The sequence below is a fragment of the Prevotella sp. C561 genome (assembly GCF_000224595.1).
GTDB lineage: Bacteria > Bacteroidota > Bacteroidia > Bacteroidales > Bacteroidaceae > Prevotella > Prevotella jejuni.
This window is the reverse complement of the sequence record NZ_JH114152.1, coordinates 20748-47593: the sequence shown is the minus strand read 5'-3', so window position 1 is coordinate 47593 and position 26846 is coordinate 20748. Positions and strand designations below refer to the sequence as shown.

The following is a 26846-nucleotide window of genomic DNA, read 5'->3' as shown; positions in this document are numbered from 1 at the left end:
TCACGACTTTGGAGTGATTTAATCCCCTTCGGGGGCAAGGGGCTTGTGGGACAAACGACAGTTTGTCGGACAAAGACACACCTTGCCAGTATAAAGAAAGAGATAGTTTGTTATGTTCCATAAAGTAACCTTTCTGGGGTGCTTTAATAGACGAGAGTTCAAAAGTTCAAGAAGTAAGTCAAGAGATAAGTTTAGACTAATTTCTTGACTTACTGACTTTATGAGCTGACATATTTTTGACTAAAGTTAATTTTGACTTAGGTCGAAACTAATTTCTTGACCAAAGTCACAACTGACCATTTGACTTAAGTCGCGACTGATTTCTTAACTTAACTCATAACTTACCTGTTTGCGGTATTGGATTATAATGCCTTTCAAGCATTGTCTGTATGTCGCTCTGCTTGTATAGTATCTTCCCTCCGATTTTGTAGAAAGGAAGCGTTCCTAAGTTTCTGTACTCTTGGAGCGTGCGTGTGCTGAGCCGTAATTGGCTACAGACCTCCACGCCAGTGAGGTAAACCTCTCCGCCCAGTATCGGATGGGCGGTAGCGCAATACCGCTCCAGTTTCTTTAAGATGCCCTGCTTCAACTGAGAAAACATCTGCATCTGAGCGTCTTTCTGTGTAACGATTTCGTTCTCTGTCATATTTCATTCATTGTTTGCGTTCAGTAATTCCGTGATGTCGCTTTCCTTGTAATAACACTTGTGTCCAATCATTGAGAAAGAGATTTTCCCCGTATCTCTGTATGATTGCAGGGTACGCTTGCTGATACCGAGTCTACGACATACAGCTTCGTTGTCGAGCCATTCGTCCGTTTCGGGCGGATTGCCGATGAGTTGTTCGATACTGTGGATAAAGTCTGCAAAGTCGGAGCGGTGTCGCTCCCACGCTTTGCGGTCGGTGATAATGAGTTTCATTGCCTTGATTTTGTTTTGATTACTTTATTGTTACTCGGCAAACAAACTGTTATGCAGTCCATTGCCGTACTTATCGAGTGCAAAAGTAAACCCTCGGAAGCACCGCTGCAAGAAATGAGGAAAAGCAGGGAAATAGAAGGAAAAGAAGAGAAGTTAGTCTGTCAATTTGAAAAGCTCTTAAGCTTTCACCCAAAAGCTCCTAAGCTTTCATTAAAAAGCTCTTAAGCTTTTAGCAAAAAGCTTATAAGCTTTTTGTGAATTACTTATAAGCTTTTGTCAGATTACTTATAAGCTTTTTATAGAAAGATCATAAACTTTAAGCGCAAAGGCTGGTAGCTTTCCCTATCAGATTTGGAGCTGTCGCTGAAAAGCTCTTATGTTCTGTATAAGAATGGTATGATTGCGGTAATGAGATGAGGTGCCGGCTCTTTCCTTTTATCACATAGCAATTATTCTTTCGACAGTTCGATAGTTCGACAAATCGATATGTAGAACTATCGATAGATAGTTTTATCGATAGATCATTTTGACGATATATAGTTTTGACAACAGATAGTCATGACAACAGATAGTCATGACAATAAATTGTACAAACAACAGATAGTCCGTATTATCGTCAGTCCTATCTGTTGTTGGTTGTTACGCCTTGCGTCCAAAGAGCCTGAGTATGCCGTATTCTTGTCGTGCCTATGCTCTCTACGGCAGCCCTGCCCTGCAAGGTTGGGAGAGATGAATACGACCGCATGGATATTGGGAATTGCGATACAGCCATAAAAAAGAAAAATCCTGCGGTGGAGATTCTTCTCTCCATCCACAAGACTTGACCTTGTCAGGGCAGATTAGCTGCCGTTGTACCTTTGCACGATAAGAAACGGCATCAGGGACTTTGCGTGTGCCTTTGCTTACAACGCCTTCGGGCTTGCTTCCTCCGTCAGTCTGACCGTTGGCAGATTATCGCTCTCAATGAGCAGCACTATCGTGCCTGTGAGTTCGGTGTAAAGACGGTCGTATTGTTCGCTTGCGGCAAATGTGTCCGTCAAACCGAACTTGTCGAATGTGGCTTGAACAGCCTTGTTCGACAACAATATGGGTGCAAGCTTCTCAGGGAGTGGTGCAGGCAGTTCCCTCTCAAACTCGTTTTCCAAGACAGAAACAAGCGTGTCGTACTTGGAAAAGTGCAAACCTTGATACAATACCTCACTTGCTATGTTCTCTGCTTCGAGGTGCGTGAATCCCTGCACTACAGCATCGCAGTAGGTGGTAAGAGCCATATCAGCCCGAGAGGTGATAAACTCCGTGTCGTACAATTTTTCGGGGTGATGCTCACTCATATAACTTCTTAATTTCAACCGAAAGTAAGAAAGTTCCTGTTTGTTGTTCTCTTTCATAATCGTTTGGTTTTCAATCGTGAATAATAAATGTTTGGTAATTACTTCCTTTTTATGCTTGTTGCAGTGGCACGTTCTGCCGTGCTATCGACTCACAATAACCCTCAAATACAGAATGCTCCCTGTCTGTGAGTGCAGTCATATCCTCCTGTATCTTGTGGTCGGTTATCTTTCCGTAGATTTGTGTCGTACCTATATTGCTGTGTCCGAGCATCTTGCTGAGCGTTTCCATCGAAATACCATTGGATAGGCATATCGTGGTTGAGAATGTGTGGCGAGCCATGTGAAAGGTCAAGCCCTTATCTATCCGGCATATCTGCCCGATGTTCACACACGCAAAGGATGCTTTCCTTATTGTAAGATTGGGGAATATCAAGTCGTCCGCTTTCTTGTCCTTGATATAAAGCGAAAGGATTTGCTTGGCAATGGGCAGGAGTGGAATGATGGCTTCCACATTGGTTTTCTGCCTTTTGATGCGGATTTCCTCCGTACCATCTGCATTACGGATGATATGCTTCGGTTTGAGCCGTTGCATATCCACACGAGCCAGACCAGTAAAGGCACAGAAAAGAAATAGCTGCCTTGCTCGCTCGAACAGCTTGTCAATGATGGGCGTTTGTAATACTCGTTGCAGTTCCTCGGTTGTGAGATACCTGCGTGTTCGGTGTGGTAGTTCCGCCTTGTAGTCCACAAAGGGATCGATGCGGATATACTTCTTCTGCTGACCGATGCCGATGAGTTTTCTAAGGAAGATGACCACTACCTGAATAGTGGCAAGAGAAAGGTTACGCTCTGATTTAAGGTAGAAGTCCATCCCTTCGATAAAACCATAGTCAAGCGATGAGTAGCGAATATCCTCCAGCCCCAAGCGTTCACGCAAATAAGCCTCAATGAGTTGTGTGGCATAGATGTAGTTGGCAAAGGTCGGTTTGGCTACCGTTATTCCCACACAAGGACGCTTTTCCTCAATAAATAGTTGGGCTTCCTCCAAAAGAAAACCTTTGGGCTTGTCTTCTTCCATGAGTTCACGCTTCAGTAACTCGGCGGTGATATAGCCACGCTGCCATACCAATTCTTGATACTTGGTTTGTGTCTGTTCCTCTTTGGTTTGCAAGTAGCGGTTGATTTCCTTTGTTTCTTCGCCTATACCTTTGCACCGTCCCTTACGACTGTCCCAAAGTTCGGGAGCGATTTCCTTTCCCGTGCTGTATTGTACCTGTTCTCCGTCTATGGTGATGCGTCCCATAATCGGGCATTTGCCGTTCTTTTTCTCTTTGGAGCGATTAATATAAAAGAGTGTCTTGAATGTACTTCGTGCCATGATTTCAAAGTTTTAAGGTGAATGTATCTTGTATGCGTTGTTGTACTTTCTGCATATCCCGATGGATTCTCTCGGAGGAAACAACTGCATAGATTTGTGTTGTTCTCAAATTTGTGTGTCCGAGCATACGGCTCACCGTTTCTATAGGTACACCTGCCGAGAGTGTGATGAGCGATGCAAAGGTGTGGCGAGCCATGTGAAAGGTCAGCGGAGTTTTCATCCCGATGTTTCTCTGTATGTGGTGCATGCCATTGAGGATAATGTCGGTAGTCGGCACGTCAAAAACAAAACCTGCCCTTATGCCTCTATAGCGATTCATAATTTCCAGAGCAGGAGGAAGTACCTGTACACGATACGGAGTCTTTGTCTTCATGCGTCTGCCCTTGATGCAGAGTTCACCCTCTTCAAGGACGATGTTTTCCTCTCTGAGATTGCGCACGTCAGAGATAGCCAGTCCTGAAAAGCAGGAGAAGACGAACAAATCACGGACAATGCGGTAGTTCTCCCATTTAATCTCCAAGTTGATGATGTGCTCAAGTTCTTCCTGCGTAATGCTTCTCGGTTCGCCTTTTGGTCGCTCGTAACTGTAGCCCAAGAACGGATAGAAGTCCAGCACACCTTTCTTCACCGCCATGCGGACGATGGTCTGCAAAGTAGACACGGTACTCGATATGCTGCTGCGTTTCAGTTTGCGGTCAATAGTGAGATAATACTCGAAGCCCTCGATAAAGGCTTTGTCCAACTGTGAAAGGGGAACGTCGCTTACCCTGTGCTTCTTCTGCACATACTCACGAAGCAGGGAGAGCTGGTAGGTACGGAGTTTGAATGTCTTTAAAGCTCTATCAATGCCTATACGCTCCTTTGTCTGTGTGAGATACTCCCCGAAACTCTCCAAGAGCAGGGCTTGGCGGTGGATTTGTCCTTGATAGGCATATCTCACGTCTGTGGCTGTGAAAGTTTCTTTCCTTTCACTGAGTTCGTGAAAGCGTGTGTGAATAAGTGCGGTGCATTCACCGAGTTTCTGATTGACGGACACAGCCATGCTGCTCTTACCGATGAGCCGTTGCTTACGGCTGTCCCAAAGAGCAATCGGAGTCTTACACTTGGTGGAGAAGCCCGAATGGGTTCTGCCTACTGAGATTCGCCCAATGACAGGCACAAGTCCTTTCTTGTCGGTTCGTTTCGCCTGAACGAAGAACGATACTTTGAGTTTGTTTTCTTTCATTTTTCTGTCGTTTTTTCTAAATTTCCTTTGCTTGCAAAGGTACAGATGAACAAGTATTCCTGAGCGATGCAAAAAAATGAAAGATGAGGAATAAAAACCTATGAAACAGTTGTTTACATTCAATTCGTAACCCCTTTTTGCTTTTTCCCTGATGGGTTACGATTTGGTAACGGAACTCCTGCTGTTTGATGCTCGTTTTCGCTTACCATCAAAATAGCAGGGAAATGCTAAATGGTACTATTTCAAATAGTTACATTCCCGATAATTCCTCCTGTTTCCCTTAATTCTTAATGACTGATTATGCCCGCAAGATGAGCTTAGATTTACGCATGATTGATGAAAAAGGGTACTCAGATCATATCGACAACAAGGCAAGTCACTGTGCCAAGATGCTCAATGACTATTATCAAAAGTACGATACACAAAAAGGAACGCAGTTTGTTTTCTCTGATTTGGGGACTTACAAGCCTGGCGAATGGAACGTCTATTCTGAGATAAAGCGTAAGTTGGTAGAGGACTATCATATCCCGTCCTACGAGATACGCTTTATTCAGGAATGTAAAAACGAGAAGGCAAAGAAAGCGATGGTAGATGCGATGAATCGTGGTGACATTCGCATTATCTTCGGTTCTACCTCTATGTTGGGAACAGGCGTAAACGCACAGCAGCGTGCCGTTGCGGTCCATCATTTGGACACGCCTTGGCGACCTTCGGACTTGGAGCAGCGCAACGGACGAGCTGTGCGCAAGGGAAACCTTATAGCTAAGGAATTTGCGGACAACAAGGTCGATGTGATTATCTATGCCGTGGAACGTTCCTTGGATAGCTACAAGTTCAACCTGCTACATAACAAGCAGCTCTTCATTAATCAACTAAAGACAAACACACTTGGCAGTCGCACCATCGATGAGGGTTCGATGGATGAGGACAGCGGCATGAACTTCTCAGAATACGTAGCAGTGCTTTCAGGCAATACCGACCTTTTAGAGAAAGCAAGATTGGATAAGAAGATCACCACCTTGGAATCAGAACGCAAGAACTTTCTCCGTGAGCGTGATGCCGCAACGGGCAAGTTGGCAGAGATTGACAGCTCCGTGTCCTTCCATACGGATAAAATCAAGGAGGCACAGTCTGATTTAGCTCTCTTTGAGAAGCGTGTGGAGCGTGATGATGAAGGTATACCTATAAATAAACTGACAATCAAAGGTGTGGAAGACTGTACTGACATCAAGACTATTGCTGCACGTTTACAGGAAATAGACGAAAAAGCTCGCACCAAAGGAGAGTACAACAAAATTGGCGAAATCTATGGTTTCTCCATTATGGTCAAGACAGAGAGTACTTCCAAGGACTTGTTCGACTGTTCGGTGAACCGCTTCTTTGTGAAAGGGCAGGAGAGTATCTACTATACCTATACTAACGGTAAGTTGGCAACTGACCCGAAACTTGCGTGTCAGAACTTCATTAATGCCTTGGAGCGTATTCCAAAGGTGATAGAATCGCATGAGAAGGAAATGGCAAAGGTCGTGGCCAACAAAGACGTTTACACCAACATTGCCAACAGTTCTTGGAAGAAAGAGGACGAGCTTCGCTCACTTAAAAGTGAAGCTGCTGAGTTGGATAGAAAGATTGCGCTTACGCTTGCACCGCCAGAAGAACAAGAAGAAGCGGAAAAGGAAAATGAAAATGAACAAAGCGTTTTATCACAAGAAATTAAGCAAGATTCAATAGAAGAGTCTCCCACACAAAAGGTAAAGACTCAATCTCTCACACATGCTCCAAAGGAAAGGATTGAAAGTCATGATGATGTGATGAGTCGGGTGATTATCTCTAAACCGAAATGGCGATAAAAAAGCGTCGAGCAAGAAGACCTGCTCGACGCTTTTTCTAACTACCAAATAATTAGACATACGCAGTTTTTTTAATCCTATCCTGCAGTTCTGCTATACGCTTTAACAACTTGTCAAAAGGAAGTGTGGAGCCATAAAAGAAGTGCTTGCACATATTGTCATAGTCTTTCTCCCACTCTACAATAGTTTCAGTTGGAGGGACAAACGAAATGGTACTGGGAGAATGTTTGTCGTAGTCCACATACTTTAACGCATAAAATGTACGGCGATGTTTAACGATGGCATCATATAGCTGACGATCGGCAATAGCATCTTGTCCATATATGGTATCCATAATTCGCTCAAGGTCGTATAAATGTCGACTCATACGTACATGTCTTGGATGCTCTTTTTGGAATTCTTCTGCTAGTAGAAAGATTTTTTCAAGAAATGTGCGAGTAGGCAGTACGGTTCTTATGACAGATGACATCTTATCTTCATCGGGGAAGCTTTCGCTTATCAATGATTGTATGTTACATTTCTCTGTAGGCTCATCCATGGAGAGACAACTTATTTCAATCTTCACACGGGCAGGGATGTAATCTATCATATCCTTGATAATGCTGTCATAATGCAAAAATATCACCGTAGGATCTTTATCACTATCGATAGGAATCAACTTTCCTTCTTGACTTTGCCGGTAAGTTACATTCTCAATTCGATAACCGGTAACTCCCATATTCTGAAGCTGCTTGTCTAATTGCTTCGACAAATCTTCATGTATAAAAGACCTTGATAATTTACGGAGTTTCTCACGCTGGCTCTTGTTTGTCTTGTCAATTCCAAAGAATGAACGGTGAATAGCCAAGTCTATGTCTTCTGAGAACCGTTCAATGAGGTTGAACCCTTTTGACAGTGAAGTGCCTCCCTTAAAAATAAGTGCGGGAGCACAAGAGCATTGGAACAGTGCATGCAGGGCTACTGTTACCCACCAATCTTTTTCTATTGCTGATTGATTGACCCCAGAGTGAGTTTCCTCTGTCTGTTGGAGCATTGCCAGCCGATCCTCCAAAGTATTGTTTATCCAAAGTTTCATATTTTATTTAATCATAGGCTTGATAATCTTTTTCATCCATCCCGGCATTATCTGCACATCACAGATTAGAGCCTGTCTATCGGATTCTTTGATTACCAATCTTTGTATTTGCTCCAGTTCTTTTGGACTGACATTAGGCTCTCCCAGACATCTAAGGGCTTGAACAATTAAGGCTATAAGCTGTGTCTTATACGCAAAATTGCGAGGAACTCCACGCTTTAATGTAACTTGTCGCTTCCCGATAGCCAGTTTCCGTGCACTTCCTGTAGTCAGGAACGAATAAGACATTGGCACCTGAGTAGAAAGTCCCAAAGCATTCAATGCTGTCTCGCCAGATGGGAGTATCTGGGCTTTATCTCGTATGGAAATAGCCTTGACAATATGTTCTATTGATGGCATAATGGGGCCGAACCTACTCATTCTAGGCTTCACATAAATGCCCGAGGAAATTCGTACGAGTTCTCCTTTTTCAGTTAAGTCCGTCAAAATACGACCAACTGACTCGGGATGATACTGCGGAAAATCATTTCTGAAGAAGATGGTGTCGTTCTCAGAAGATAGAATTTGTTGTCTAAGGGTCTGCTCATTCATACGCATGTTGGAAATTCTTCAAAAAAATTCCAACGGCAAAGATAATGCATTTTCTGCATAAACCAAAAAATCCGGGAAGAAAATCTATATTTAATCTTCCAGTTGATGGGAATATACTACCATTCTTCACGCTTTTGTACCATTTCATCTATCTCTTTCCGAAGAAACAGCAACCGACCATTAGCCTTGAGATAGGGGATTTTCCCTGCCCAAACCCAGTTGTAGATGGTCTTTTGCTCCACTTTCAGAATCTTGGATACATCAATGATGTCCAAGTATTCTGGTTTCAAGGGCGGAAGGACGGTTGTGTCAACAGATTGATCCTGCAGGACAAGCAGGCGGTCGAGTTTATCCTCGACGCTTATCAGCTTGTCGAACAGGCGTTTTTGCCAAGTGTCTTCGGTTTTATAATCTATGTACGGCATAGTTCTCCTTTTTGATAGTTACCATTGGTATCTTGTGCCAAGATACGTTGTTCTTTCATATAGGCGATGTATTTCTTTGCAGTTCTGTCCTTGATTTCCATTTCGCGCATCAGAACCTCACAAAGTTCTTGGTAAGTGAGCTTGAAAGAATTTCGGAAGGCTTCTTTGACAACGGCAATGAGTTCTTCAGTCTTGCGCTTTTCCTTGTCCTCTTTAGATTTCTCGCCACGATAGACGTGCATGTCCTCAGCCTTATCCCAGCCGAAAAGCATCATCGGTACGTCCAACGGACTTCCGTCACGGACTTTCAATGCTTTTACGACCGAGTATTCGGGATTATCATCTTTCTCTATGGAAAGAATTCCCGCTGCTTTGCGCTGCAATTCTGAGCCGATATGCCCACGGAGTTTAATACCATTCGGTACGAAGTGTAGCATACTAATAATATTGGTATTGTAGATGCCTATCAGTCTGTACAGTTCTTCCAAGGAAAAGAATACAGTATTTGGCTGCCCTTAGGGAGCTCTAAGAAGGAATTAACTAAAAATCCCAATATAGAAAATCACTCTGGTACACAAACTTTTTGCATGAAGGAAACATTTAATAAGAAAATTTATCTATCTTTGCAGTGGACTTTCAGTACATCTGTGTGCAGATGTGCGTTACAAAGAGTTCAATATTAAAAAAAGAGCGTTTTGATATTATCCAAGGACTGAAATGTGGAAGTTTCAAAATCGAATGGATAATGGCAATACGCTCACGCTAGGATTATTGTACCCTTAACTATGGGGATAATATACCTTAATGCGTGGGCTATTGTTTCATTACTTTCGATAAGGTCCTTCCACAACCTCAGCCCTAGTAATAAACAATGGTTCCCACGCTTTTTCCATTTACCTAAATAGTAACCGCTTACTTCTGGGAAACAGTGAGCACAAGATACAAAATCATATGGAGAAAAATAGATTCAAATTACTATTAATGGTAGCATTATTAATTCTTTACTCTTGTAAAGATAAAGAATATTTTGATAATGTCATGCCAAATGAGAATATTCTAAGTAAGGATACTATCGAAGCAAAAAAACAAATTGATGCGATGACTTATGATGCTTATGTCGCTACTTCTTCTTTCGTAAACTCACAAATGTCTGCTGAAAGCATCATACTTAATAATAAAGAGTCTATTAGTTATTACTCTAATGAGATTCAAGAAACACTATCACGTGGCTTTCATGTGATTCATCTACTCAATAAAATCGAAAGAACAGTTCATACTGAGATGAAGCACACTCCTGATATGTCTGACATATATGCTTTAAAAGCCTTTATTTATTACAATATGGCAATGCTTTCGGGAAACACTCCCTTATCAGATATTAGAGATTGGAAGAGAAGTTATGGTATGAATAAAGTTGAAGCCTCGGAAGTTTATTCATATTGTCAGGAACTTTTAAACAAATGTGATTTATCCCATCAAAGGGAAGATAAACTGTTTAACGCTGATGCTATCAAACTATTAATAGTAGAAATAGCGCTTATGCAAAAGAATAAGGAGAAAGCTCTTGAATATATTCACAGAATTCCAGATATAAATAAGAACATATTTGCTTTTAAAAACAAGAATGGTATTACACCTATTTATACGAACAAAAATATTGCTTTACTGAAAGAAGAAGCAGAGGGAAAAAACAACAGTCAAGCATGGTATAATCTTGGTATTTCATACGGAATTTGGGCAGCCTTGAAACGCCAAGGGACAGCTCAAAAATACACTCAATCATGGCATGACGAGCCTAAGGAAATGGTTGGTCTTACTGACAACAATGGTGTTATTATAGAATTGGGGGTAGATCGATTTAAGAAAACAGAAAGAAATACTATTAAAGAATTCACTTACAACTATTTCTCCAACTTCATAAAATCTAACAATGCAACTTATACATTAAAAAATAAGACTTCAATAATCAAAGCTGTCTATCTCAAAGAGGATGATTCTGCTGAAGATGTCTGTGAGTTCCTATATGATAAGAATGATCGTATATCGCAAATAACTATGCTATATGGAACTGGTCAAAAACATATTGTAAATATTGAATGGGGCAATGACGACACAATAGTAAAAGTAGAATCAAATATAGATGGAATAAAAAAACAAACACCTATACTTATACAAATTACCCTACGAAGAATTTCGTAGCTTTTGAGGGTACAGATTTGAGATATTGTATTCCTTCCATAGTTGGAATCGACCCATATCTCTTTATGAAAGGATATTATGGTAAATACCCACATTATTTAGTAAAGACTGCAATAGTAAATGGAGACACTATAACCAATACCTATGAATACGATGAAAACGAAAACATTCTAAAAGTTACCAACACGAAAGGATATACTGCTACTTTTTCTTGGAAGTAGATCTTATAATGAGGGAGATAAACACTAAGCATGGGTATTGTCTTCCGACCCTAAGGGTTATTGACTCCCAATACTACCGTATATAACATTTGCCATACAGACGTTTCGTACTTTCTCATCTCAAGTTGTGGACAAATAGCTCCAATATCATCAGGAGTCTGCATCATCAAATAGTATAACATTGGAAAATAGTTTTTTTGAATAAGGTGGCACTATGACTGCCTGTTTCCAGAGAAGAATATCCAGTGCTATATTCTTTATTCAACCGAAGCCTGTATGAGGGGATACATTTATAAAGTACCATCTGAGCAATCATTTGGTGCTTTTTCTTTTATTCTCTTGCAACTCTCAAAAGAAAAGACTATATTTGCAATATAAACAAAAATACAGGAGGACAAGTAATGAATACAGATAGTACAATGACAGACACCTATTCCCTGGAAATACCCAAGGCTGATACATCGCTTTTGAAGTCGCTCGTAAAGCGTATGGGGTGGACGGTACATAAAACTACAACTAAGCGCACCGCTTACGAACAGGCACTTAATGACAAAGAGCAAGGGCGTGTCAACGAGTATGCCAGTGCAGATGAATTGTTTTCCAAATTAGGCATCTGATGGCATATAAACTTTTGACAACACACCAGTTTGAGAAAGACCTCAAACGATGCTAGAAGCGTGGGCTGCCAATGGATAAACTCAAAGAGGTTATCAACGAATTGGTTACTAACGGTAGAGTTCCTGCCCAATTCAAACCTCACTTGTTACATGGTAATAGGGATGGGCAATGGGAATGCCATATACAAGCCCACTGGTTGCTTATATGGGAGCAGAACAATACAGAGTTGACCTTACTCATGATGAATACGGGGACGCACGCTGATTTATTTGGCAAGACAAAACGATGATACCAGGACACATGGGTTTAAGTGTTATATTTAGTATCCTCACATAACGTAAAGGAGCGTCTTACAGACAGGTAGCAGTGGTCGGCCTCACGCCACCTCCTCCCACTCATTAATCAAGAAAAGATGATGAAACATTATTATTCATTACTCCTCACGATCGCCTCATTGTGCTGCGTGAACCTATCTTATAGTAGGGTACTACCCCACAAGGCGGTGGCTTCCTCCCCACAGCACGCAAGTAAGCACATAGAAATAGTCACTTACGAGAAAGCAGACCTCTGTATAAGCTACCTCTACCACGTAGATAAGCGTACAAAGCGGTTGGTTTATAAGATTTATTGTGACGATGGAAGCGATATAACCGACTTAGGTAGCTACAAGCGTAGCAGTAAGTCATTACGAATCTATGAGATTTATAATGCGTCAGCCGACAGTTATCTCTACGTTATATACGATGTCTCAACCGATAAAGGGTATCTTACACGAACCAGCTCCATGGAGGCAACGCTCCTTAAATCTTCTATCAACCTAAGCGAACCGTCTCTCTCCGTGAAGATGAGGGGCACTAACAGGGTGGTAAAGATTAAACTGAAAAGAGTATTCTAAGCCAAACAGAATATCCGAACAGGAATATTACGTATGTCACCAACCCGCTACACCAATCATGCTAAGTCCCTCTGCCATTTGCAATAAGGCTTTTTCCCATCCGTATTAACCCTTCGAACCATTTTTGTTAACCCTCAAAACCTTTCCAGTTAGCCCTCCAAACCATTTGTAACCGTCCATTGAACCATTTGTAACCGTTCATTGAACCATTCTTATAAAGCCCTAAACTAATTGTATTACCCCTCCGAGCCACCCCGCATTTCGCCTCCAATCCGTCCGTAGTAAGTATTCTTAGCCAACCTTATTAATACTTTATTCCAGTGGTGTTAAGTCTCTGAACAATCCGCATTACGCTTCTGAACCATTTGTATTACCCCTCCGAACCATTCTTGTTGACCCTCCGAGCCACTCTTATTAGCCCTCTGCTTACACCTATAAAACCATTGCAATCTTTGTCGCAACAGGCATCCTCCTCCCTTTCGAGGAGAGGTTGGGGGAGGGGTACACACCCACCTCCGTTCAAGAACATGCCCTTCAACGATGAAGAACATGCCCTTCAAGAGGCAAGAAGACGCCCTTCTTGAGGCAAAGAAGGCGTCTTCTTCAACACTACTCATAATGCGCTGATTTCTTGAATGTTACATACTCTATCACAGAAGATATTACAGTCCTATTCAAACGGTCATTAGCACGGCTTTAATCGATACTTTTTTATATTTTTACCTACTCCCCAAAGTAAGAGAAAAAAAGGTAGTTCCCCTCCTTTGCGTCCTCAGCTAAGGTGGCTCAACATTCTTTCTCTCACAGAGCAAGACCGATTTTTGTATGTTAGCATAACCTTCCAACCACCTCAGAGAAACCCAAAGGCAAACAAAAAGACTGATGCTATCATTATAAGAAACGTCATTCACATCACGCAAAGAGGCGATTAAAATCTAAAAAAAGTTCTATTTCTCATCTTTCTTGTCCTCCCCTTTACTTTTTATTTAACTTACGTTCCTATTTAGTGATTATATTTAGTATAACTTTTTACGTTTGAAAGGCTCTTTAACTTAGAATTTTACCAATATTAAGAATGTCAGATTCGTAAATCTTTATTAGCTATTTTTATCAATAAAAGTATAATTGTCTATACGCTTTTTATATACCTTTGTCACAACGAAGTTAAATAAAAGTCAATAAAAAGACAGATAGTCAATCTGAATCGAGTGTGATTATCTTAATATAATAAGGTGATTACTGCGAGTTAACTTATAAACTCAGCCTACTTATCAGATTCTTCTTGCTCAAAAAAGTGTTTAGACCTCAAGAAAACTATTCATAAAATTATATTGAAATAACCAAAAAGTGAACTAAAATGAAAAATTATTTGAAACCGTACACAATGTGTACAAGAGTAGAGAGTGAAGGCTACTTGTTAGCAGGCACGGGTGGTGGACGTAATGGTCAGATTAGAGCAGGCAACCCGGGGGGCGGTTCTGGCTCTGCTGAAAATAACAAAAGTAATGCCCAACCTATGTCAAGCGAAAATAACACTACCCTTTCTAAGGATTTCTTCTTTGAGAGCGAAGAATAAAAACCATGGTAACCAAATTACAAAACTAAAGACTTAAAGAGTATGACCATTAAAAGTTTTTACACACTATTACTAAGTGCAACCACTGTAATCCTTGCTTCTTGTTCAACAGAGACAGCCGATGAGCGTTCGGCTACGACTGGTTCTGAAACTCGACCCTTTGTCATTACAGAGGTGCAAAAGCCCATAACACGTACGAATATATCACTTACAAAGCCTATTACGTGGAATGCTGGCGACCGTCTTTTTGCTTATAACATTACGTCACCACGCTCTGATTACGACTATCTGTCTATGGCGAGCGATGGAGTCTATTCTAAGTTTGTGGGCGATGTACATTGGAGTGAAGGCGACGAGTTGGCGATGTTCTATCCTTATATATATGAGAAGAGGGACAGCCGCATGGGAGTTATCACCTTAGGCTTAGAAGAGAACACCGTTATGGACCGAGGCGAAGCTAAGAAGGGGCACCAGAACGGTACGCTTGAGAATATAAGATTCTTTGATTACTCATGGAATAAGGTAAAGAACATCCAGTCTACTGGCGTCAATGCCTTAGCTAATGTTATCTTTGAGAAACAGTATTCTCTCGTAGGCTTTAGCGTGCGCTACAAGGGAGAACCAGTAAAGAAGATTAAGCGTGTGACGCTAAGTAATGTCTACACTGAAGCTAAGTTCGACCTTGCAACAGGTAAGATGGACTATAGTCCAAAGGGTAGACTGACCATTACAGCCGACTCGCCTGTTGATACCTTCTATGTTGCACTCTTCCCAGACGAGCATTTTGCACCACAGTTTGAGATTGAGACGGTCAATGGCGAGAAGTATTACTCTGCCGTGAAAGCGCCTTATAACTGCGAGCGAGCAAAATACTACTTTGAAACACTCGAACTGACGACATGCCCATGGGTTGACATCGACGGCAAGAAATGGGGTAAGTACAACCTACAATACGAACCATGCACCAACTTAAAAGGCTGGGAACCTGGCTACAGATTGGCTAAGCAGGCTTGGGACTACTTCTATACCAACCCTGACCCATTCAATCTCTATCCCGACTTCCTCCCTCGTGCATTCAACACGTCTGCTTTCGACCATTTCCGTTGGGGTAATATCGCTGCTGCCCACAACTATAGTTACTGCTACTCACGCTATTACTCTTATTATACGGGTAATCTTCAAGCAGTGATACAGAACAGATGTTATGGCGATCTCGCCTTCTATGCTTCACAAGGTAAGTGGATGCTGCCTACAAAGGCCGACTTCGATAAGCTCATGGCAAAGACTGGCGAGTATATAGGCTATTATCAAGATGGTTGTAACACCGTCGTGGGTGTACTCTTCGACCCAACTGTTCCAGCATGTAAGAAGGGCAAGGTGCTCGACAAGAATGGCCGTATCATCGGTATAACAAACCGTTCTACAGGTATCTACGTAGGTAAGTATAACAACCATAACACACGTCTGAAGAATTTCTCTAAGGACGATATTGACAAGGGCGTGTTCCTCCCATTTGCTGGAGCTTACACCGAGTATAACGATGGTGCACCACGTCTTCAGCGTCCAGGTGGCCAAGCCTACTATTGGACCTCAGATGCTAACCCTTGCAACTATGCCCAAGCAACCGCCTTCTCGGCTTACTACATGAACAATGGTTGGTTCTATCCAGGTACTGTCAATGCGTGTGGAAGCGCACATAACCCTAAGTATAACATGTATAACATCCGCCCTGTCTATGCAAGCTGTACTAATGAAGGAGTAAAGACAAAAAACACCAAGTAAGGAAGATTGACGAGTTCAGTCGTCTACAAGTTTACGAATAAAAAAAAGCAAGTTGATGAGTTTGCTATAAACTTATCAACTTGCTTTTTTTAGTTCTGTGCTATCTCCTCCCACACAGCTATCCCTCTGTACTTTATTACAGCATCGGCTTGATGCGGCAAGAGCCATTACGACAAATAAATTTAGGCTGTCGAAGGACGTTACTCACTATGCTCAAGCACCCCATTGCTTGAAAACCTTATCTCTGTCACGAATGTCGAAGGACGTTACTCACTATGCTTAAACACCCTTCTCGACGAAGAGACCCACGCAGTCAAGCCACCTTACGAATAGAGAAGCCGAGCACCCTTGGATTGAGGAGGACCTGTTCAAGAAAACAGAAAAAGTGTAGTAAGTTATAGGGAGGCATATTTGCATACCCTAAAACTTACTACACTTTCTTATTATTTATTGCTTATTCGAACGTTAACTCACCGAAGAAGGCAGGACAATGGAAGTCGGGAGAAGGCAAAGCAATGGGATTCCAAGAGAGGAAATGAGGCTGCGATGTCTTATCACCACACTTATAGAAATTGGCTCTTATCGTCTTTCCAGAGAGATTCTCTAATGTATGACGGAAGTAAGAACTAACAGGAACAACGAGTGTGAGCTCCCATGCCTGTCGTCCCTCTCTCATCTCGAAGGGCTCACGCCCCAAAGATGCCCAACGATCAATCTGCTCTAAGGCGGCTGCCGGAGCATGAGTACGATTCTCTCGTCCCTGTCCATTGCACAGCAATATCGTACCGATACAGTTGCTTTCAAGGTTATAATAACCTCCTTCTTCATCAGGGCTACAGAAGAACTCACAGCATGAGTCTTGCCAAACAGGACCTAAATCGGTACCTGCCTCAGCACGTACGCTGTCTTCTTCAACTCGATAATGCAACAGAATAGCATCGCCTTTATGAGCAATCGCAAACTCAACCTGTGGACAATAAGGGAATTCTGCTGCCCAGTCTACTGTATCTATCTTGTTGTAAGACACAGCATTATCCTTGAAAAGAGCAGGAATATCAGCAGCTTTAACCTGCTGACACTCCAGACGTTTTACTTTTAATTGTTTCATTGTTTCAATGTTTTCTTCACAAAGTCTGCCATCATCTGGTCATGACGACGTACGTCACGATAGAGTAAGAGCTGATTGCGTGAGCGAACGAGGTTATGCTCTGGGTATTTCACCTTGAAATAAACGTCTCCGTTGATGTAATCAGCCAAGAAACGAACACACTGCATGTATGGGAACAGTGCTACAGCATAAGGCAAGTGGCTGGTCTCTACAGGGGTAAGGAAGTTGCCTGCCGTACTGAGATAGCCTTCAGTGAATGAGCAGAAGACATCTTCTTTCAGTCCGACGGCATCGTAATTGTCGCTATCCTCCGCCACATGATTAGCACCAGTACGCAAGAAGTCGCCATAATCAGAGAAGATAAAGCTTGGCATTACGGTATCGAGGTCGATAACACAAAGTACCTTACCATCCTTATCAAACATCATATTGTTGACCTTTGTATCACAGTGGCAGATACGCTTAGGCAATGCACCCTCACGATAGAGGCGTTCAGCAAGACACATCTCGTCTGCATAGCTCTCTAACTCAGCAATCATATCCTTCACAGAAGCCACTCTACCAGCCTTATCAGCACTTACAGCCTCACGCAACTGGCGCAGACGAAGTTCCATATTGTGGAAGTCTGGGATGGTTTCTCCCAATGGTTCCTTCAAATCAACCAACATATTCTGGAAGTTACCGAAGGTTTCACCACAGCAGAATGCACTCTCTGGGTTTACTTCCTCTTTTGTAACAGCGTTAGGAATGAAGACACTCACACGCCAGTAGAGGTTGTCAGCATCCTTGTAGTAGGTTTTACCGTCCTTAGCCTGTACGAAACGCAGACACTTACGTTCGATATCTGTCTCACCCTTCTCCATCAACTTGTGGCGGATATGGTCAGTTACAATTTCGATATTATGCTGCAACAGGTCTACATCAGTGAATATAGCGTTGTTAATACGCTGTAAGATATAATCAGGCGTATTAGCATCTACAGTTTTTACACGCAGTGTCTCGTTAATCAGTCCATTCCCAATTGGACTTACACTCTCAACAGTTCCCTCAATACGGAACTGTGATACAACATCATTAAAATTAGTCATAGTTGTTTATTAGTATTAAAGATTGATGCACTATTAGGAGTGAAGGAGTTAAGGAGTTGAAGGGAGTTAAGACAAATGTTATATGGGTCAAAATCTGATGACTTCAATATCAACGTAATGTTTTTTATTAATATAGTCCAACAATACATTTGTCTTAACTCCCTTCAACTCCTTAACTCCTTAACTCCAAAAACTTTTAGGGTCTATCAGCAGGCTTAACACCAAACTGAGAAGGCTTGCTACCCATTACAAACTCAAGTGTTCCACCACGTTTGATGTCCTTGAAGTCAATGTAAGAACGGGTATAAGGCTTACCATTCAACTTAGCACTCTGAATATAAATATTCTTATCGCTGTTGTTATGTGCCACAACACGGAAGGTCTTACCACCTCCAACGTTCACCGTAGCCTCATCGAAGAGCGGTGTACCGAAGATATACTTACCACCTGCAGGCTCAACCTGATACATGCCAAGAGAGGAAAGAATGTACCATGCAGACATCTGCCCCACATCCTCGTTACCACTCAAACCATCGAAGTCGTCGTGGTATAAGTTCTTGAGTACATAGCGAATCTTATCCGCTGCCTTCCAAGGCTGACCCACATAGTTGTACATATAGAGGATATGATGGCTTGGCTCATTACCGTGAGCGTACTGACCAATCAGACCAGTGATGTCTGGTGAAGCCTCTGCTCCCATATCACCAATAACGATGAAAAGGGAGTCGAGTTTTGAAACAAATGGCTTCTCTCCACCGAAGGCAGAAACAAGACCATGCACATCATGTGGAACAAGCCATACATACTGCCAAGCATTACCCTCTGCATAGTCGTCCTGACGATGAACAGTACTGAATGGATCGAATGGTTCACGGAACTTACGATCAGATGTTACACCACGCATAAACTTCGTCTTCTTATCGAAGTAGAAGTCACGATACGACTGACTGCGCTTTGAGAAGTACTTATAATCAGCGGTCTTACCCAATTCCTTGGCGAGTTTTGCAATACATGCATCAGCCAAAGCATACTCCAATCCCTTTGCTACTGTCTCATGCTCTGGGTCGAGATCACAAGGAATATAACCATACTTCTTCAACAATCCCATACCACGCTCATCAAGCATAGCAGACGCCTTAGCAGCCTCAAAGACTGCATTCTTATCTACATCAAAGCCTTTCAGTGCGATATCAACGAGGACAGGAACGCCTGGGTTACCAATCATACAGTCGGTTTCGTTACCCACAAGGTGCCATACTGGCAACTTACCCTGCTCCTTAAAGATATGAAGCATCGTCTGTGCGATGTCGCGTTGCTTCTCTGGATGGATAATCGTCATCAATGGATGCGCTGCACGATAGGTATCCCAAAGTGAGAAGGTGGTGTAATCAGTGAAGTCACCCTTATGTGTCTTACCGTCTGCACCACGGTATTCACCGTTGACATCATTGAAGACAGAAGGTGCAATCATTGAGTGATACAATGCTGTATAGAATATCTTTCTTGCACTCTCGTCCTGTGTCTTGATAGCAATCTTACTCAACTCACGGTTCCACTCATCCTTTGCCTGAGCAACAGCATTGCGGAAGTCCCAGCCTGGGAGTTCCTTTTGCATATTCTGTCGAGCGTTCTCAACACTCACTGCAGAGATTCCTACCTTCACAAGAAGTGGCTGCTCGGCATTGTCGAAAGCAAAGACACCGATTGTGTCACGCTCGTTTGACTCCAACTTAACAGGCTGTGAGAATTCTGCCACAAAGTAAACGCGCTGGTCTTTGGCCCATCCTTGTGACATACGATAGCCACTGACGGTCTTAGCCGACTCCTGCTTGAAGCTGCAAGAAGTCATCTTGTCCCAACCGATACCCTGTGAGAGGTTCAGAATAACGTAACCCTTTGTTGCATCAGCAGGGAAAGCGTAACGATGGAAGGCTACACGCTGAGTCGCAGTCAACTCTACACGAACACCAGAAGCCAACATTACAGAGTAGTAACCAGGGGTTACATGCTCGGCACGATGGGCGAACTTCACCTCACGCTGTGCTGGATTGGTGGTCGGAAGGAGTGATACATCACCCAAGTCACCAATACCCGTACCACTTAGGTGCATCTGTCCGAATCCGATGACTGTTGAATCGCTGTAATGATAACCAGAACACCAGTCCCAGCCCTGCTTCTTCTGTGTAGGACCAGCCTGAATGTTACCGAATGGAACATTAGCTCCAAGGAACACGTGTCCGTGTCCGCCTGTTCCAATAAATGGGTCAACATACTGCGTATAGTCCTGCGCAAGAGCGAAAAGACTGGTTGCAGCAAACGCCATTAAAGTTAAGAACCTTTTTTTCATATACTGAATTGTTTTAATCTTCTTGTCTTATTTGTCTTGATAGAGCTGTCATTCAACGGCTCATCAAGTGTTCGTTTACTTCTGATTGACGATGATTTCGTCTGTAAAAATCCATGCATCCTTCTCACGAGAGAGGGCTTTCACACGTACATAACGACCTTTGACATCTCCCTTCCACTTATAAGGATAAACGAGATAATCCTCTGAAGCCTTAATACCTGGTCGTACTGTGTCAATCGTCTTGAAGTTCTTACCATCGTCTGACACCATCAACTCGATAGTCTCAGGCGTATAGATAACCGACTCATAGAGATGCATAAAGTCGACACGAACGTCACGTATGTCCGTAACCTTACCCATATCGACTACTACATCCACACCAGTACTGTCGATGAAGCCCTGCCAACGCCCCTCAAGGTAGCCCCAGTCGCCACGCAAACCATTGGTCAGTGTGCTGTCACCTTCGGCACGATACTTCTCTGCATAACGTCCTAAGTAAGTGACAGGCTTACCCAATGCCTCATGCTGCACGATGGAACGACTTTCAGGGCGTGCGCCTTTCTCTTTTCGAATGTCGAAAGCATTATAGCCAGCACGCTTGAGCGCATCAGTTGCCGTAATTACTCGTTGACGGAAGTCGGCATAGCCTGTACGTTGCTTCGTCCATCCCGTCTCGGCTAATGCAAGCAATCGGGGGTATATCATATACTCTAAATGGTCAGGCTCCTCTATGAATTCCGTCCATACACAACCCTGTACACCATCGATATATTTCTCCAAAGACGTACCCTTATAAGCCGCTGGGATAGGGTCATAGTTGTAAGTCTTCTCCAATCTCGTATATCCTCCTTGTGCCTTTGGTTCCGTCATGGGGTCGTCCTGATACATATTCAAATAGCAGAACTCTTGCGGTGCCATGACCACGTGATGCCCACTCTTAGCGGCAGTCAATCCTGCTTCAGTGCCACGCCATGACATGACAGCGGCATTGGGAGCTAAGGTGCCTTCCATGATTTCATCCCATCCGAGGAGCTTTCTGCCATTATCGTTAAGGAAACGTTCTATGCGGTGAGTGAAATGACTCTGTAACTCGGCTACGTCCTTTAGATGATAGTCCTTCATCACACGCTGACAGTCGGGACAGGTCTTCCATGTGCGGCGTTCAGCCTCATCGCCTCCTATGTGAATATACTTTGAAGGGAAGAGTTGCATTACCTCTTTCAATACATTCTCCATGAAGGTATAGGTCTGTTCTTTCCCTACGCATAAATCTGACTGAGTATAGGGCTTACCCGTACATGACAACTCAGGGTAAGCATAGACAACCTCATCACTATGCCCAGGCATTTCAATCTCTGGTATGATGGTGATATGGCGTGCAGCGGCATAATCGACAATCTCTTTAATGTCCTCCTGCGTGTAATAGCCACCATGTATATTCATTCCCTTCCAACATACAAGGCGAACAGGATCAGGCGAATACTGGCGGTTCTTTCCGTTCCACCACTTCGTCCAGTCAGATTCTGTTCTATAGGCAGTCTCCTCTGTTAGGCGTGGATATTTCTTCACCTCCATGCGCCATCCACCGCCGTCAGTGAGATGCCAGTGGAATCTGTCGAGCTTGAAGTATGCCATAGCGTCCAGTTGCTTCTTGATTTCATCTTTCCACCAGAAGTGTCTTGAGCAGTCTATCATCAGACCACGATAAGCGAAACGGGGTGTATCTGTTATCTTTACACAAGGAATCTGGCGATCCTTCTCCAGCTGTCGTAGTGTTTGCAAACCATAGAAAAGTCCCATAGGAGTTCTCGCTTGTATGGTCACTGCTGTTGGCGTAACATTTAATTCATACCCTTGTAGACTTACGCTATCTGCTGCCATCGCTGCCTCCTGTTCCGTACCAGTACAGATGAGGCGCAAGGGTGCATCAGCAGAAGGCTTCTTTACGGATGAGAACGGGATACTCATTATATCTGAGGTGTACTGATTCAGTATCTTGAAGGCCTCTCCTTTAAGATTGGTCACACCTTGTAGCCCCTTAGCCAATGTGAAAGTGCCTTGCTGACGAGTGATACTCTCGGGTTGAGGGATAATGCTCTGTGCACTGACAGGTTGTGTGATTGAGGCTGATAACAGCAAGAATGCTGCGCCTATAAATACTTTCTTTATCATGACTATAGTGTCGTTGTGGTGGGATATACAATAGGTATTAGCCTCGCATGACCCACCTTATTTCTTTAAATAAAACTTTAATACTCCACCCTTCAAGAGTTCGTCATTCGTAATGCGATAACGGTTCAATGGCTTACCACCTAATTCTATCTTCTTAATGATAACAGCCTCATCATTTGGACGAACAGTCTCAATCAAGAGGTTATCTCTGCCCCACTGTGCCTTATCCAAACGGATAGTCACTTTGTCAAAGACTGGTGAAGTGAGCGTGTAAGATGGATCACCCGGACAGTCAGGATAGAAACCTATCATATTGAACACTGCCCATGCCGACATTGTTCCGGTATCATCATTACCCGGGATGCCCTCTGGTGCATTCTTGAAATACTCCTTCAAGAGTCTGCGGGTCTGTACCTGTGTACGCCACTCGTCGCCCTTAAAATAAGAAAAGAGGTGAGGATAAGCAATATCAGGCTCATTGGCAGGGTCGTAATACCCCTTATCAAACACACTCTGTAGCTTATTCACAAAGTTTTTCTGTCCTCCCATGAGCTTTGCAAGTCCCATTACGTCATGCGGAACGTAGAAAGTATAGTTCCAAGCATTACCTTCGTGGAAGCCCGGAGATGGTTCAAAGTTCTCTCCCTGCTTTGGATCGAAAGGCTTATAGAAGGTGCCGTCTGGCATCAATGGGCGCAACAAACCAAACTCCTTGCTGAAATAATGGCGATAACCCAAAGCACGATTGTGGAACAGGCGAGCATCATCTTTCTTACCCAATGCCGTAGCCAAACGTGAAAGGGCATTGTCGGCAATGTAGTATTCGAGTGCGTGAGAAACGGAATTATCGAACTTCTCGTGCAAAGCTACATAGCCCTTCTCCATGTATTCGTCATTATCTGGGCGCAGCGGGTTCTCGCTTCCCTTTGTCAAAGCCGACTTGCGGAACGCCTCGTAAGCCTTGTTAATATCGTAACCACGCAGACCTTTCAACCAAGAGTCAACGATAACGGGAATAGCTGGGTCGCCTTCCATCGTGTAAGTCTCACGACTAAAGAGTTCCCACTTTGGCATCCAACCATGCTCCTCGTACATCCCAATCATCGAACGAATCATGTCGCGTTGACGATTTGGATAAACTAACGTAAGCAACTGATGCACATTGCGATAAGTATCCCATAGAGAGAAGACCGTATAACGGTTACCCTCCTTCACCGTGCGAATCTCATCACCCTCCATGACAGGGTACTGTCCGTTGACATCCTGCAGGATATTTGGGTGGATAAGGACGTGATAAAGAGCTGTATAGAAAATTGTACGCTCTGTCTTTGTACCACCCTCAACGAGGATGCGAGAGAGATCATCATTCCACTTAGCACGTGCCTCAGCACGAATAGCGTCGAAGTTCTTTCCACGCTGTTCGGCATCAAGGTTCTCACGGGCGTTTGCCATACTTACGAATGACACACCCATCTGTACCTCTATCTGCTCGTCAGCCTCTGTGTTGAAGTTCATCCATACACCGATATCATCGCCAGAGAGTTCCTTGTTATAGGTCTTATAGAGCTTATACTTGCCATTGTCGACATCCCACTCAGCTTCTACGCCTGTCATCGGACGCTGTTTCTTCCAATAACCAGCCTCTGTAGGTTTCTTGCTGACACGCATCACGAAGTAAATGGGGAATACAGCCTGAGGGTTATAACAGAATGTACCCTGCAGCTTTACGCCCTCATACTCTGTGTCGCTCACCTTCTTCACCATGGCACCCGACTCATTAGTGAGTCCTTCACCGAGGTTCAGCAAGATATGACTTTCTCCTTTCGGGAATGTGAAACGTGCAACAGAACTGCGAGGAGTAGCTGTCACCTCTGTTTTCACATTATACTTTTTCAGATAATTAGAATAATAACCGGGGTGTGCAACCTCCTTGTCGTATGTACTTCCGTACTCCTTATAGTCTACATTCAGCTTTCCTGTCGTTGGCATAAGCAACAATGAGCCTACCTCTGGACAGCCCACACCACTCAAGTTGACGTGAGAATAACCAGTGAAAAAGACGTTATGATATTCGTAAGGAGTTGACCACCAGCGCGCATCCTTGTCATATTTATTCAAATCGGAACCCATTACGTTGAATGGTACGACTGACATCAATCCGTTAGGGCATACTGCTCCCGGATTGGTAGTACCAAAATTCGATGTTCCGATAAAAGGATTGACAAGGTCAACAGGCTCTTCCCCACCCTTACCAGTCGCCTTCAGCGAGAGGAAAGACAAGGAAAGAAGTAGTACTAATAGGAATTTACGATTCATTTGGGTGATAGGTGATAGGTGTTAGGTGGTGATGAATAGTAGGTGATAGGTAGTGGGTGTTAGGTGGTGATGGGTGTTAGGTGATGGATGGTGGGTGGTGATGAATTGTGATGAAGCTATCATTATTTACATCTAAGCAATTCATCAACACCCAACACCCAACACCTATCACCTAACAAATCATCAACACCCAACACCCAACACTTAACACCTTATAATATACTATTGTTCTTAGTGAACTCTACAATCTCTTTAATATAGCCGAATGCCATACCAACGACGGTATCAGCTGCACCATAGTAAACGGCTACACGCTCACCATCCTGCAAAGCAGCACATGGGAAGACAACGTTTGGTACGTCACCTTGCAACTCGTATGTCGCAGCTGGGGCTAAAAGATATGGACGAGTACGATAGAGAACCTTCTCTGGATTGTCCTTATCAAGGATAGCTGCACCCATTGAATAGCGGAAACCATTACAGGTGTTGATTACTCCGTGATAGAACAAGAGCCAACCCTCATCGGTCAAGAAAGGAACTGAACCAGCACCAATCTTCGTACACTGCCATGCACTCTCTGGGAATGGAGTCACCTTCATTACGCAACGATGCTCGCCCCAGTACTTCATGTCAGGGCTGAAGCTGATATAGATGTCGCCGAAAGGAGTGTGACCATTGTCGCTTGGACGACTCAACATCGCATACTTTCCGTTAATCTTCTCTGGGAAGAGTACGCCATTACGGTTGAATGGAAGAAAAGCATTCTCACACTGATAGAACTTCTTGAAGTCGAAGGTGTAAGCAATACCGATTGTTGGTCCGTGATAACCGTTACACCAAGTAATCCAATAACGATCCTCAATCCATGTAACACGTGGGTCATACTTGTATTCTGACTCAATCATTTCTGTGTTACCTGCCTCAAACTTAATAGGCTCGTGATTGATTTCCCAGTTGATACCATCCTTACTGAAACCAGCAAAGATGTTCATCTGTACCGCCTTGTTATCGCAACGGAACACTCCAGCGTAGCCGTCTTCAAAAGGAACAACAGCACTGTTGAAGATACTGTTTGATGTTGGAATATGATAACGATCGATGATTGGGTTCTTTGAATAACGCCACATCACATCTTTACATCCCTCAGGACGCTCCTCCCAAGGTAGAATATCTTTTAGACTTTTCATTGTAATTATAGTTTTATGCTTTCAGTCTTATATATGTATTTATACAATAATTACAAGCAAAGTTAGCTTTTTACTTCAACAAACACTAAGTTTTTATTATTCGTTAAATAGGAAAAACACTTCTTAACAAGAACTGTTAAGAATATGTTATCGTGAATTCAACAAGCAAGTGCAAATTTACTTAATTAGTTCGTAAAAGCAGTCCTGTGGTGTTTTAAAATCTAATTTCTTTCTTGGCCTCATGTTAATTTTCTTTGAATACTTAGTTATTTGTTGCTGGCTGATATGCTCAAAGGTTTCTTTTTTTGGCACGTATTGCCTAATTAGTCCGTTAGCATTTTCTATAGCGCCTTTCTGCCATGAAGCGTATGGGTCAGCAAAATATATGGTAACACCAAGGCTTTTGGCTATCATTTCATGACAAGCGAATTCTGTACCATTGTCAGTTGTAATAGACTTGATATGGTCTTTGAAAGGAGATAGTAAGTGTATTACAGTTCGTGCCAGTTCTTTGGCATTTTTTCCCCTTCTTTAGTTTTCTCA

General features: G+C 43.1%; 23 protein-coding genes and 2 pseudogenes. 8 read left to right on the top strand and 17 right to left on the bottom strand.

Going from position 1 to position 26846, the window contains the following annotated elements; all coding sequences use genetic code 11:
- Positions 1-334: 334 nt before the first annotated feature.
- Together HMPREF0666_RS12805 and HMPREF0666_RS12800 are read right to left on the bottom strand one after the other, a co-directional pair.
- Positions 335-646: a helix-turn-helix domain-containing protein gene (locus tag HMPREF0666_RS12805; protein ID WP_009012787.1), complete on the bottom strand. Its 312-nt coding sequence runs from the start codon at positions 644-646 to the stop codon at positions 335-337.
- A gap of 3 nt (positions 647-649) precedes the next feature.
- Positions 650-919, bottom strand: a complete 270-nt coding sequence (locus HMPREF0666_RS12800; protein ID WP_009012786.1) for a helix-turn-helix domain-containing protein — start codon at positions 917-919, stop codon at positions 650-652.
- Between the two features lie 558 nt (positions 920-1477).
- Between HMPREF0666_RS12800 and HMPREF0666_RS17680 the strand changes: the two genes are divergently transcribed.
- Positions 1478-1693 (top strand): hypothetical protein, encoded by a 216-nt coding sequence (locus HMPREF0666_RS17680; RefSeq protein WP_198010551.1) that lies wholly within the window; start codon positions 1478-1480, stop codon positions 1691-1693.
- 128 nt (positions 1694-1821) lie between these two features.
- On the opposite strand, the gene HMPREF0666_RS12795 is transcribed toward HMPREF0666_RS17680, so the two are convergent.
- From HMPREF0666_RS12795 to HMPREF0666_RS12785, 3 genes are read right to left on the bottom strand one after another with little or no spacing between them, the layout of a single operon-like run.
- On the bottom strand, positions 1822-2307 hold the full coding sequence (locus HMPREF0666_RS12795; RefSeq protein ID WP_009012785.1) for a DUF1896 domain-containing protein: 486 nt from the start codon (positions 2305-2307) through the stop codon (positions 1822-1824).
- 52 nt (positions 2308-2359) lie between these two features.
- Positions 2360-3628, bottom strand: a complete 1269-nt coding sequence (locus HMPREF0666_RS12790) for a site-specific integrase (RefSeq protein WP_009012784.1) — start codon at positions 3626-3628, stop codon at positions 2360-2362.
- 4 nt (positions 3629-3632) lie between these two features.
- The gene (locus HMPREF0666_RS12785; RefSeq protein ID WP_009012783.1) at positions 3633-4853 is read right to left on the bottom strand and encodes a site-specific integrase; all 1221 of its coding nucleotides are present in this window, start codon (positions 4851-4853) and stop codon (positions 3633-3635) included.
- Positions 4854-5185: 332 nt separating this feature from the next.
- Here HMPREF0666_RS12785 and HMPREF0666_RS12780 point away from each other — a divergent pair, with 332 nt between their 5' ends.
- Complete coding sequence (locus HMPREF0666_RS12780; RefSeq protein WP_369750555.1) at positions 5186-6703, top strand: helicase-related protein; 1518 nt, start codon at positions 5186-5188, stop codon at positions 6701-6703.
- Positions 6704-6755: 52 nt separating this feature from the next.
- Here HMPREF0666_RS12780 and HMPREF0666_RS12775 read toward each other — a convergent pair whose 3' ends face one another.
- From HMPREF0666_RS12775 to HMPREF0666_RS12760, 4 genes and pseudogenes are all read right to left on the bottom strand, one after another.
- Positions 6756-7778, bottom strand: coding sequence for a nucleotidyl transferase AbiEii/AbiGii toxin family protein (locus tag HMPREF0666_RS12775; RefSeq protein ID WP_009012781.1), 1023 nt, complete (start codon positions 7776-7778; stop codon positions 6756-6758).
- 3 nt (positions 7779-7781) lie between these two features.
- Positions 7782-8369 carry a DUF6088 family protein gene (locus HMPREF0666_RS12770; protein WP_232214112.1) on the bottom strand — a complete coding sequence of 196 codons (588 nt, stop codon included), beginning with the start codon at positions 8367-8369 and terminating at the stop codon, positions 7782-7784.
- Between the two features lie 116 nt (positions 8370-8485).
- Positions 8486-8794 (bottom strand): helix-turn-helix domain-containing protein, encoded by a 309-nt coding sequence (locus tag HMPREF0666_RS12765; protein WP_009012779.1) that lies wholly within the window; start codon positions 8792-8794, stop codon positions 8486-8488.
- Positions 8782-9282, bottom strand: a pseudogene (locus HMPREF0666_RS12760) (bifunctional DNA primase/helicase); the annotation flags it as partial. The gene HMPREF0666_RS12765 and the pseudogene HMPREF0666_RS12760, both read right to left, overlap by 13 nt.
- Positions 9283-9745: 463 nt before the next feature.
- Here HMPREF0666_RS12760 and HMPREF0666_RS12755 point away from each other — a divergent pair.
- Entirely contained in the window at positions 9746-10993 is a 1248-nt protein-coding gene (locus tag HMPREF0666_RS12755) for a hypothetical protein (protein WP_042856373.1), read from the top strand.
- Between the two features lie 271 nt (positions 10994-11264).
- On the opposite strand, the gene HMPREF0666_RS18475 is transcribed toward HMPREF0666_RS12755, so the two are convergent.
- Positions 11265-11396, bottom strand: coding sequence for a hypothetical protein (locus tag HMPREF0666_RS18475; RefSeq protein ID WP_009012776.1), 132 nt, complete (start codon positions 11394-11396; stop codon positions 11265-11267).
- A gap of 219 nt (positions 11397-11615) precedes the next feature.
- Here HMPREF0666_RS18475 and HMPREF0666_RS12750 point away from each other — a divergent pair, with 219 nt between their 5' ends.
- The 5 genes and pseudogenes from HMPREF0666_RS12750 to HMPREF0666_RS12725 all read left to right on the top strand — a co-directional run bounded on the left by HMPREF0666_RS12750 (position 11616) and on the right by HMPREF0666_RS12725 (position 16085).
- Positions 11616-11831, top strand: coding sequence for a hypothetical protein (locus HMPREF0666_RS12750; RefSeq protein ID WP_009012775.1), 216 nt, complete (start codon positions 11616-11618; stop codon positions 11829-11831).
- A pseudogene (locus HMPREF0666_RS12745) lies at positions 11831-12121 on the top strand (type II toxin-antitoxin system YafQ family toxin). The gene HMPREF0666_RS12750 and the pseudogene HMPREF0666_RS12745 overlap by 1 nt, the downstream one beginning before the upstream one ends.
- A gap of 123 nt (positions 12122-12244) precedes the next feature.
- On the top strand, positions 12245-12727 hold the full coding sequence (locus HMPREF0666_RS16155; RefSeq protein ID WP_157600286.1) for a hypothetical protein: 483 nt from the start codon (positions 12245-12247) through the stop codon (positions 12725-12727).
- A gap of 1357 nt (positions 12728-14084) precedes the next feature.
- Positions 14085-14303 carry a hypothetical protein gene (locus HMPREF0666_RS12730; protein ID WP_009012772.1) on the top strand — a complete coding sequence of 73 codons (219 nt, stop codon included), beginning with the start codon at positions 14085-14087 and terminating at the stop codon, positions 14301-14303.
- 42 nt (positions 14304-14345) lie between these two features.
- Positions 14346-16085: a fimbrillin family protein gene (locus HMPREF0666_RS12725; RefSeq protein WP_009012771.1), complete on the top strand. Its 1740-nt coding sequence runs from the start codon at positions 14346-14348 to the stop codon at positions 16083-16085.
- A gap of 454 nt (positions 16086-16539) precedes the next feature.
- Here the strand turns inward: HMPREF0666_RS12725 and HMPREF0666_RS12720 are convergent, their stop codons facing one another.
- The 7 genes from HMPREF0666_RS12720 to HMPREF0666_RS12690 all read right to left on the bottom strand — a co-directional run bounded on the left by HMPREF0666_RS12720 (position 16540) and on the right by HMPREF0666_RS12690 (position 26795).
- On the bottom strand, positions 16540-17193 hold the full coding sequence (locus HMPREF0666_RS12720; RefSeq protein WP_009012770.1) for a carbohydrate-binding family 9-like protein: 654 nt from the start codon (positions 17191-17193) through the stop codon (positions 16540-16542).
- Positions 17190-18281 carry a phosphotransferase enzyme family protein gene (locus tag HMPREF0666_RS12715; protein ID WP_009012769.1) on the bottom strand — a complete coding sequence of 364 codons (1092 nt, stop codon included), beginning with the start codon at positions 18279-18281 and terminating at the stop codon, positions 17190-17192. Before HMPREF0666_RS12715 ends, HMPREF0666_RS12720 begins: the two co-directional genes overlap by 4 nt.
- A gap of 196 nt (positions 18282-18477) precedes the next feature.
- Positions 18478-20628 carry a GH92 family glycosyl hydrolase gene (locus HMPREF0666_RS12710; protein WP_009012768.1) on the bottom strand — a complete coding sequence of 717 codons (2151 nt, stop codon included), beginning with the start codon at positions 20626-20628 and terminating at the stop codon, positions 18478-18480.
- 75 nt (positions 20629-20703) lie between these two features.
- Positions 20704-22800 carry a family 20 glycosylhydrolase gene (locus HMPREF0666_RS12705; protein WP_009012767.1) on the bottom strand — a complete coding sequence of 699 codons (2097 nt, stop codon included), beginning with the start codon at positions 22798-22800 and terminating at the stop codon, positions 20704-20706.
- A 57-nt stretch (positions 22801-22857) separates the two neighbouring features.
- Positions 22858-25116 (bottom strand): GH92 family glycosyl hydrolase, encoded by a 2259-nt coding sequence (locus HMPREF0666_RS12700; protein ID WP_009012766.1) that lies wholly within the window; start codon positions 25114-25116, stop codon positions 22858-22860.
- A 212-nt stretch (positions 25117-25328) separates the two neighbouring features.
- Complete coding sequence (locus HMPREF0666_RS12695) at positions 25329-26303, bottom strand: glycoside hydrolase family 130 protein (protein WP_009012765.1); 975 nt, start codon at positions 26301-26303, stop codon at positions 25329-25331.
- A gap of 177 nt (positions 26304-26480) precedes the next feature.
- Positions 26481-26795 (bottom strand): IS30 family transposase, encoded by a 315-nt coding sequence (locus HMPREF0666_RS12690; RefSeq protein WP_232214093.1) that lies wholly within the window; start codon positions 26793-26795, stop codon positions 26481-26483.
- Positions 26796-26846: the final 51 nt, after the last annotated feature.

What these genes read in the sequence shown, in the direction of transcription:
- HMPREF0666_RS12770 (WP_232214112.1), bottom strand. Translation starts at nt 8,369, where the DNA reads ATGAATGAGCAGACCCTTAGACAACAAATTCTATCTTCTGAGAACGAC.
- HMPREF0666_RS12695 (WP_009012765.1), bottom strand. Translation starts at nt 26,303, where the DNA reads ATGAAAAGTCTAAAAGATATTCTACCTTGGGAGGAGCGTCCTGAGGGA.
- HMPREF0666_RS12730 (WP_009012772.1), top strand. Translation starts at nt 14,085, where the DNA reads ATGAAAAATTATTTGAAACCGTACACAATGTGTACAAGAGTAGAGAGT.
- HMPREF0666_RS16155 (WP_157600286.1), top strand. Translation starts at nt 12,245, where the DNA reads ATGATGAAACATTATTATTCATTACTCCTCACGATCGCCTCATTGTGC.
- HMPREF0666_RS12700 (WP_009012766.1), bottom strand. Translation starts at nt 25,116, where the DNA reads ATGAATCGTAAATTCCTATTAGTACTACTTCTTTCCTTGTCTTTCCTC.
- HMPREF0666_RS12765 (WP_009012779.1), bottom strand. Translation starts at nt 8,794, where the DNA reads ATGCCGTACATAGATTATAAAACCGAAGACACTTGGCAAAAACGCCTG.
- HMPREF0666_RS12785 (WP_009012783.1), bottom strand. Translation starts at nt 4,853, where the DNA reads ATGAAAGAAAACAAACTCAAAGTATCGTTCTTCGTTCAGGCGAAACGA.
- HMPREF0666_RS12750 (WP_009012775.1), top strand. Translation starts at nt 11,616, where the DNA reads ATGAATACAGATAGTACAATGACAGACACCTATTCCCTGGAAATACCC.
- HMPREF0666_RS12805 (WP_009012787.1), bottom strand. Translation starts at nt 646, where the DNA reads ATGACAGAGAACGAAATCGTTACACAGAAAGACGCTCAGATGCAGATG.
- HMPREF0666_RS18475 (WP_009012776.1), bottom strand. Translation starts at nt 11,396, where the DNA reads ATGTTATACTATTTGATGATGCAGACTCCTGATGATATTGGAGCTATT.
- HMPREF0666_RS12720 (WP_009012770.1), bottom strand. Translation starts at nt 17,193, where the DNA reads ATGAAACAATTAAAAGTAAAACGTCTGGAGTGTCAGCAGGTTAAAGCT.
- HMPREF0666_RS12710 (WP_009012768.1), bottom strand. Translation starts at nt 20,628, where the DNA reads ATGAAAAAAAGGTTCTTAACTTTAATGGCGTTTGCTGCAACCAGTCTT.
- HMPREF0666_RS12755 (WP_042856373.1), top strand. Translation starts at nt 9,746, where the DNA reads ATGGAGAAAAATAGATTCAAATTACTATTAATGGTAGCATTATTAATT.
- HMPREF0666_RS12705 (WP_009012767.1), bottom strand. Translation starts at nt 22,800, where the DNA reads ATGATAAAGAAAGTATTTATAGGCGCAGCATTCTTGCTGTTATCAGCC.
- HMPREF0666_RS12725 (WP_009012771.1), top strand. Translation starts at nt 14,346, where the DNA reads ATGACCATTAAAAGTTTTTACACACTATTACTAAGTGCAACCACTGTA.
- HMPREF0666_RS12790 (WP_009012784.1), bottom strand. Translation starts at nt 3,628, where the DNA reads ATGGCACGAAGTACATTCAAGACACTCTTTTATATTAATCGCTCCAAA.
- HMPREF0666_RS12795 (WP_009012785.1), bottom strand. Translation starts at nt 2,307, where the DNA reads ATGAAAGAGAACAACAAACAGGAACTTTCTTACTTTCGGTTGAAATTA.
- HMPREF0666_RS12715 (WP_009012769.1), bottom strand. Translation starts at nt 18,281, where the DNA reads ATGACTAATTTTAATGATGTTGTATCACAGTTCCGTATTGAGGGAACT.
- HMPREF0666_RS12775 (WP_009012781.1), bottom strand. Translation starts at nt 7,778, where the DNA reads ATGAAACTTTGGATAAACAATACTTTGGAGGATCGGCTGGCAATGCTC.
- HMPREF0666_RS17680 (WP_198010551.1), top strand. Translation starts at nt 1,478, where the DNA reads ATGACAACAGATAGTCATGACAATAAATTGTACAAACAACAGATAGTC.
- HMPREF0666_RS12800 (WP_009012786.1), bottom strand. Translation starts at nt 919, where the DNA reads ATGAAACTCATTATCACCGACCGCAAAGCGTGGGAGCGACACCGCTCC.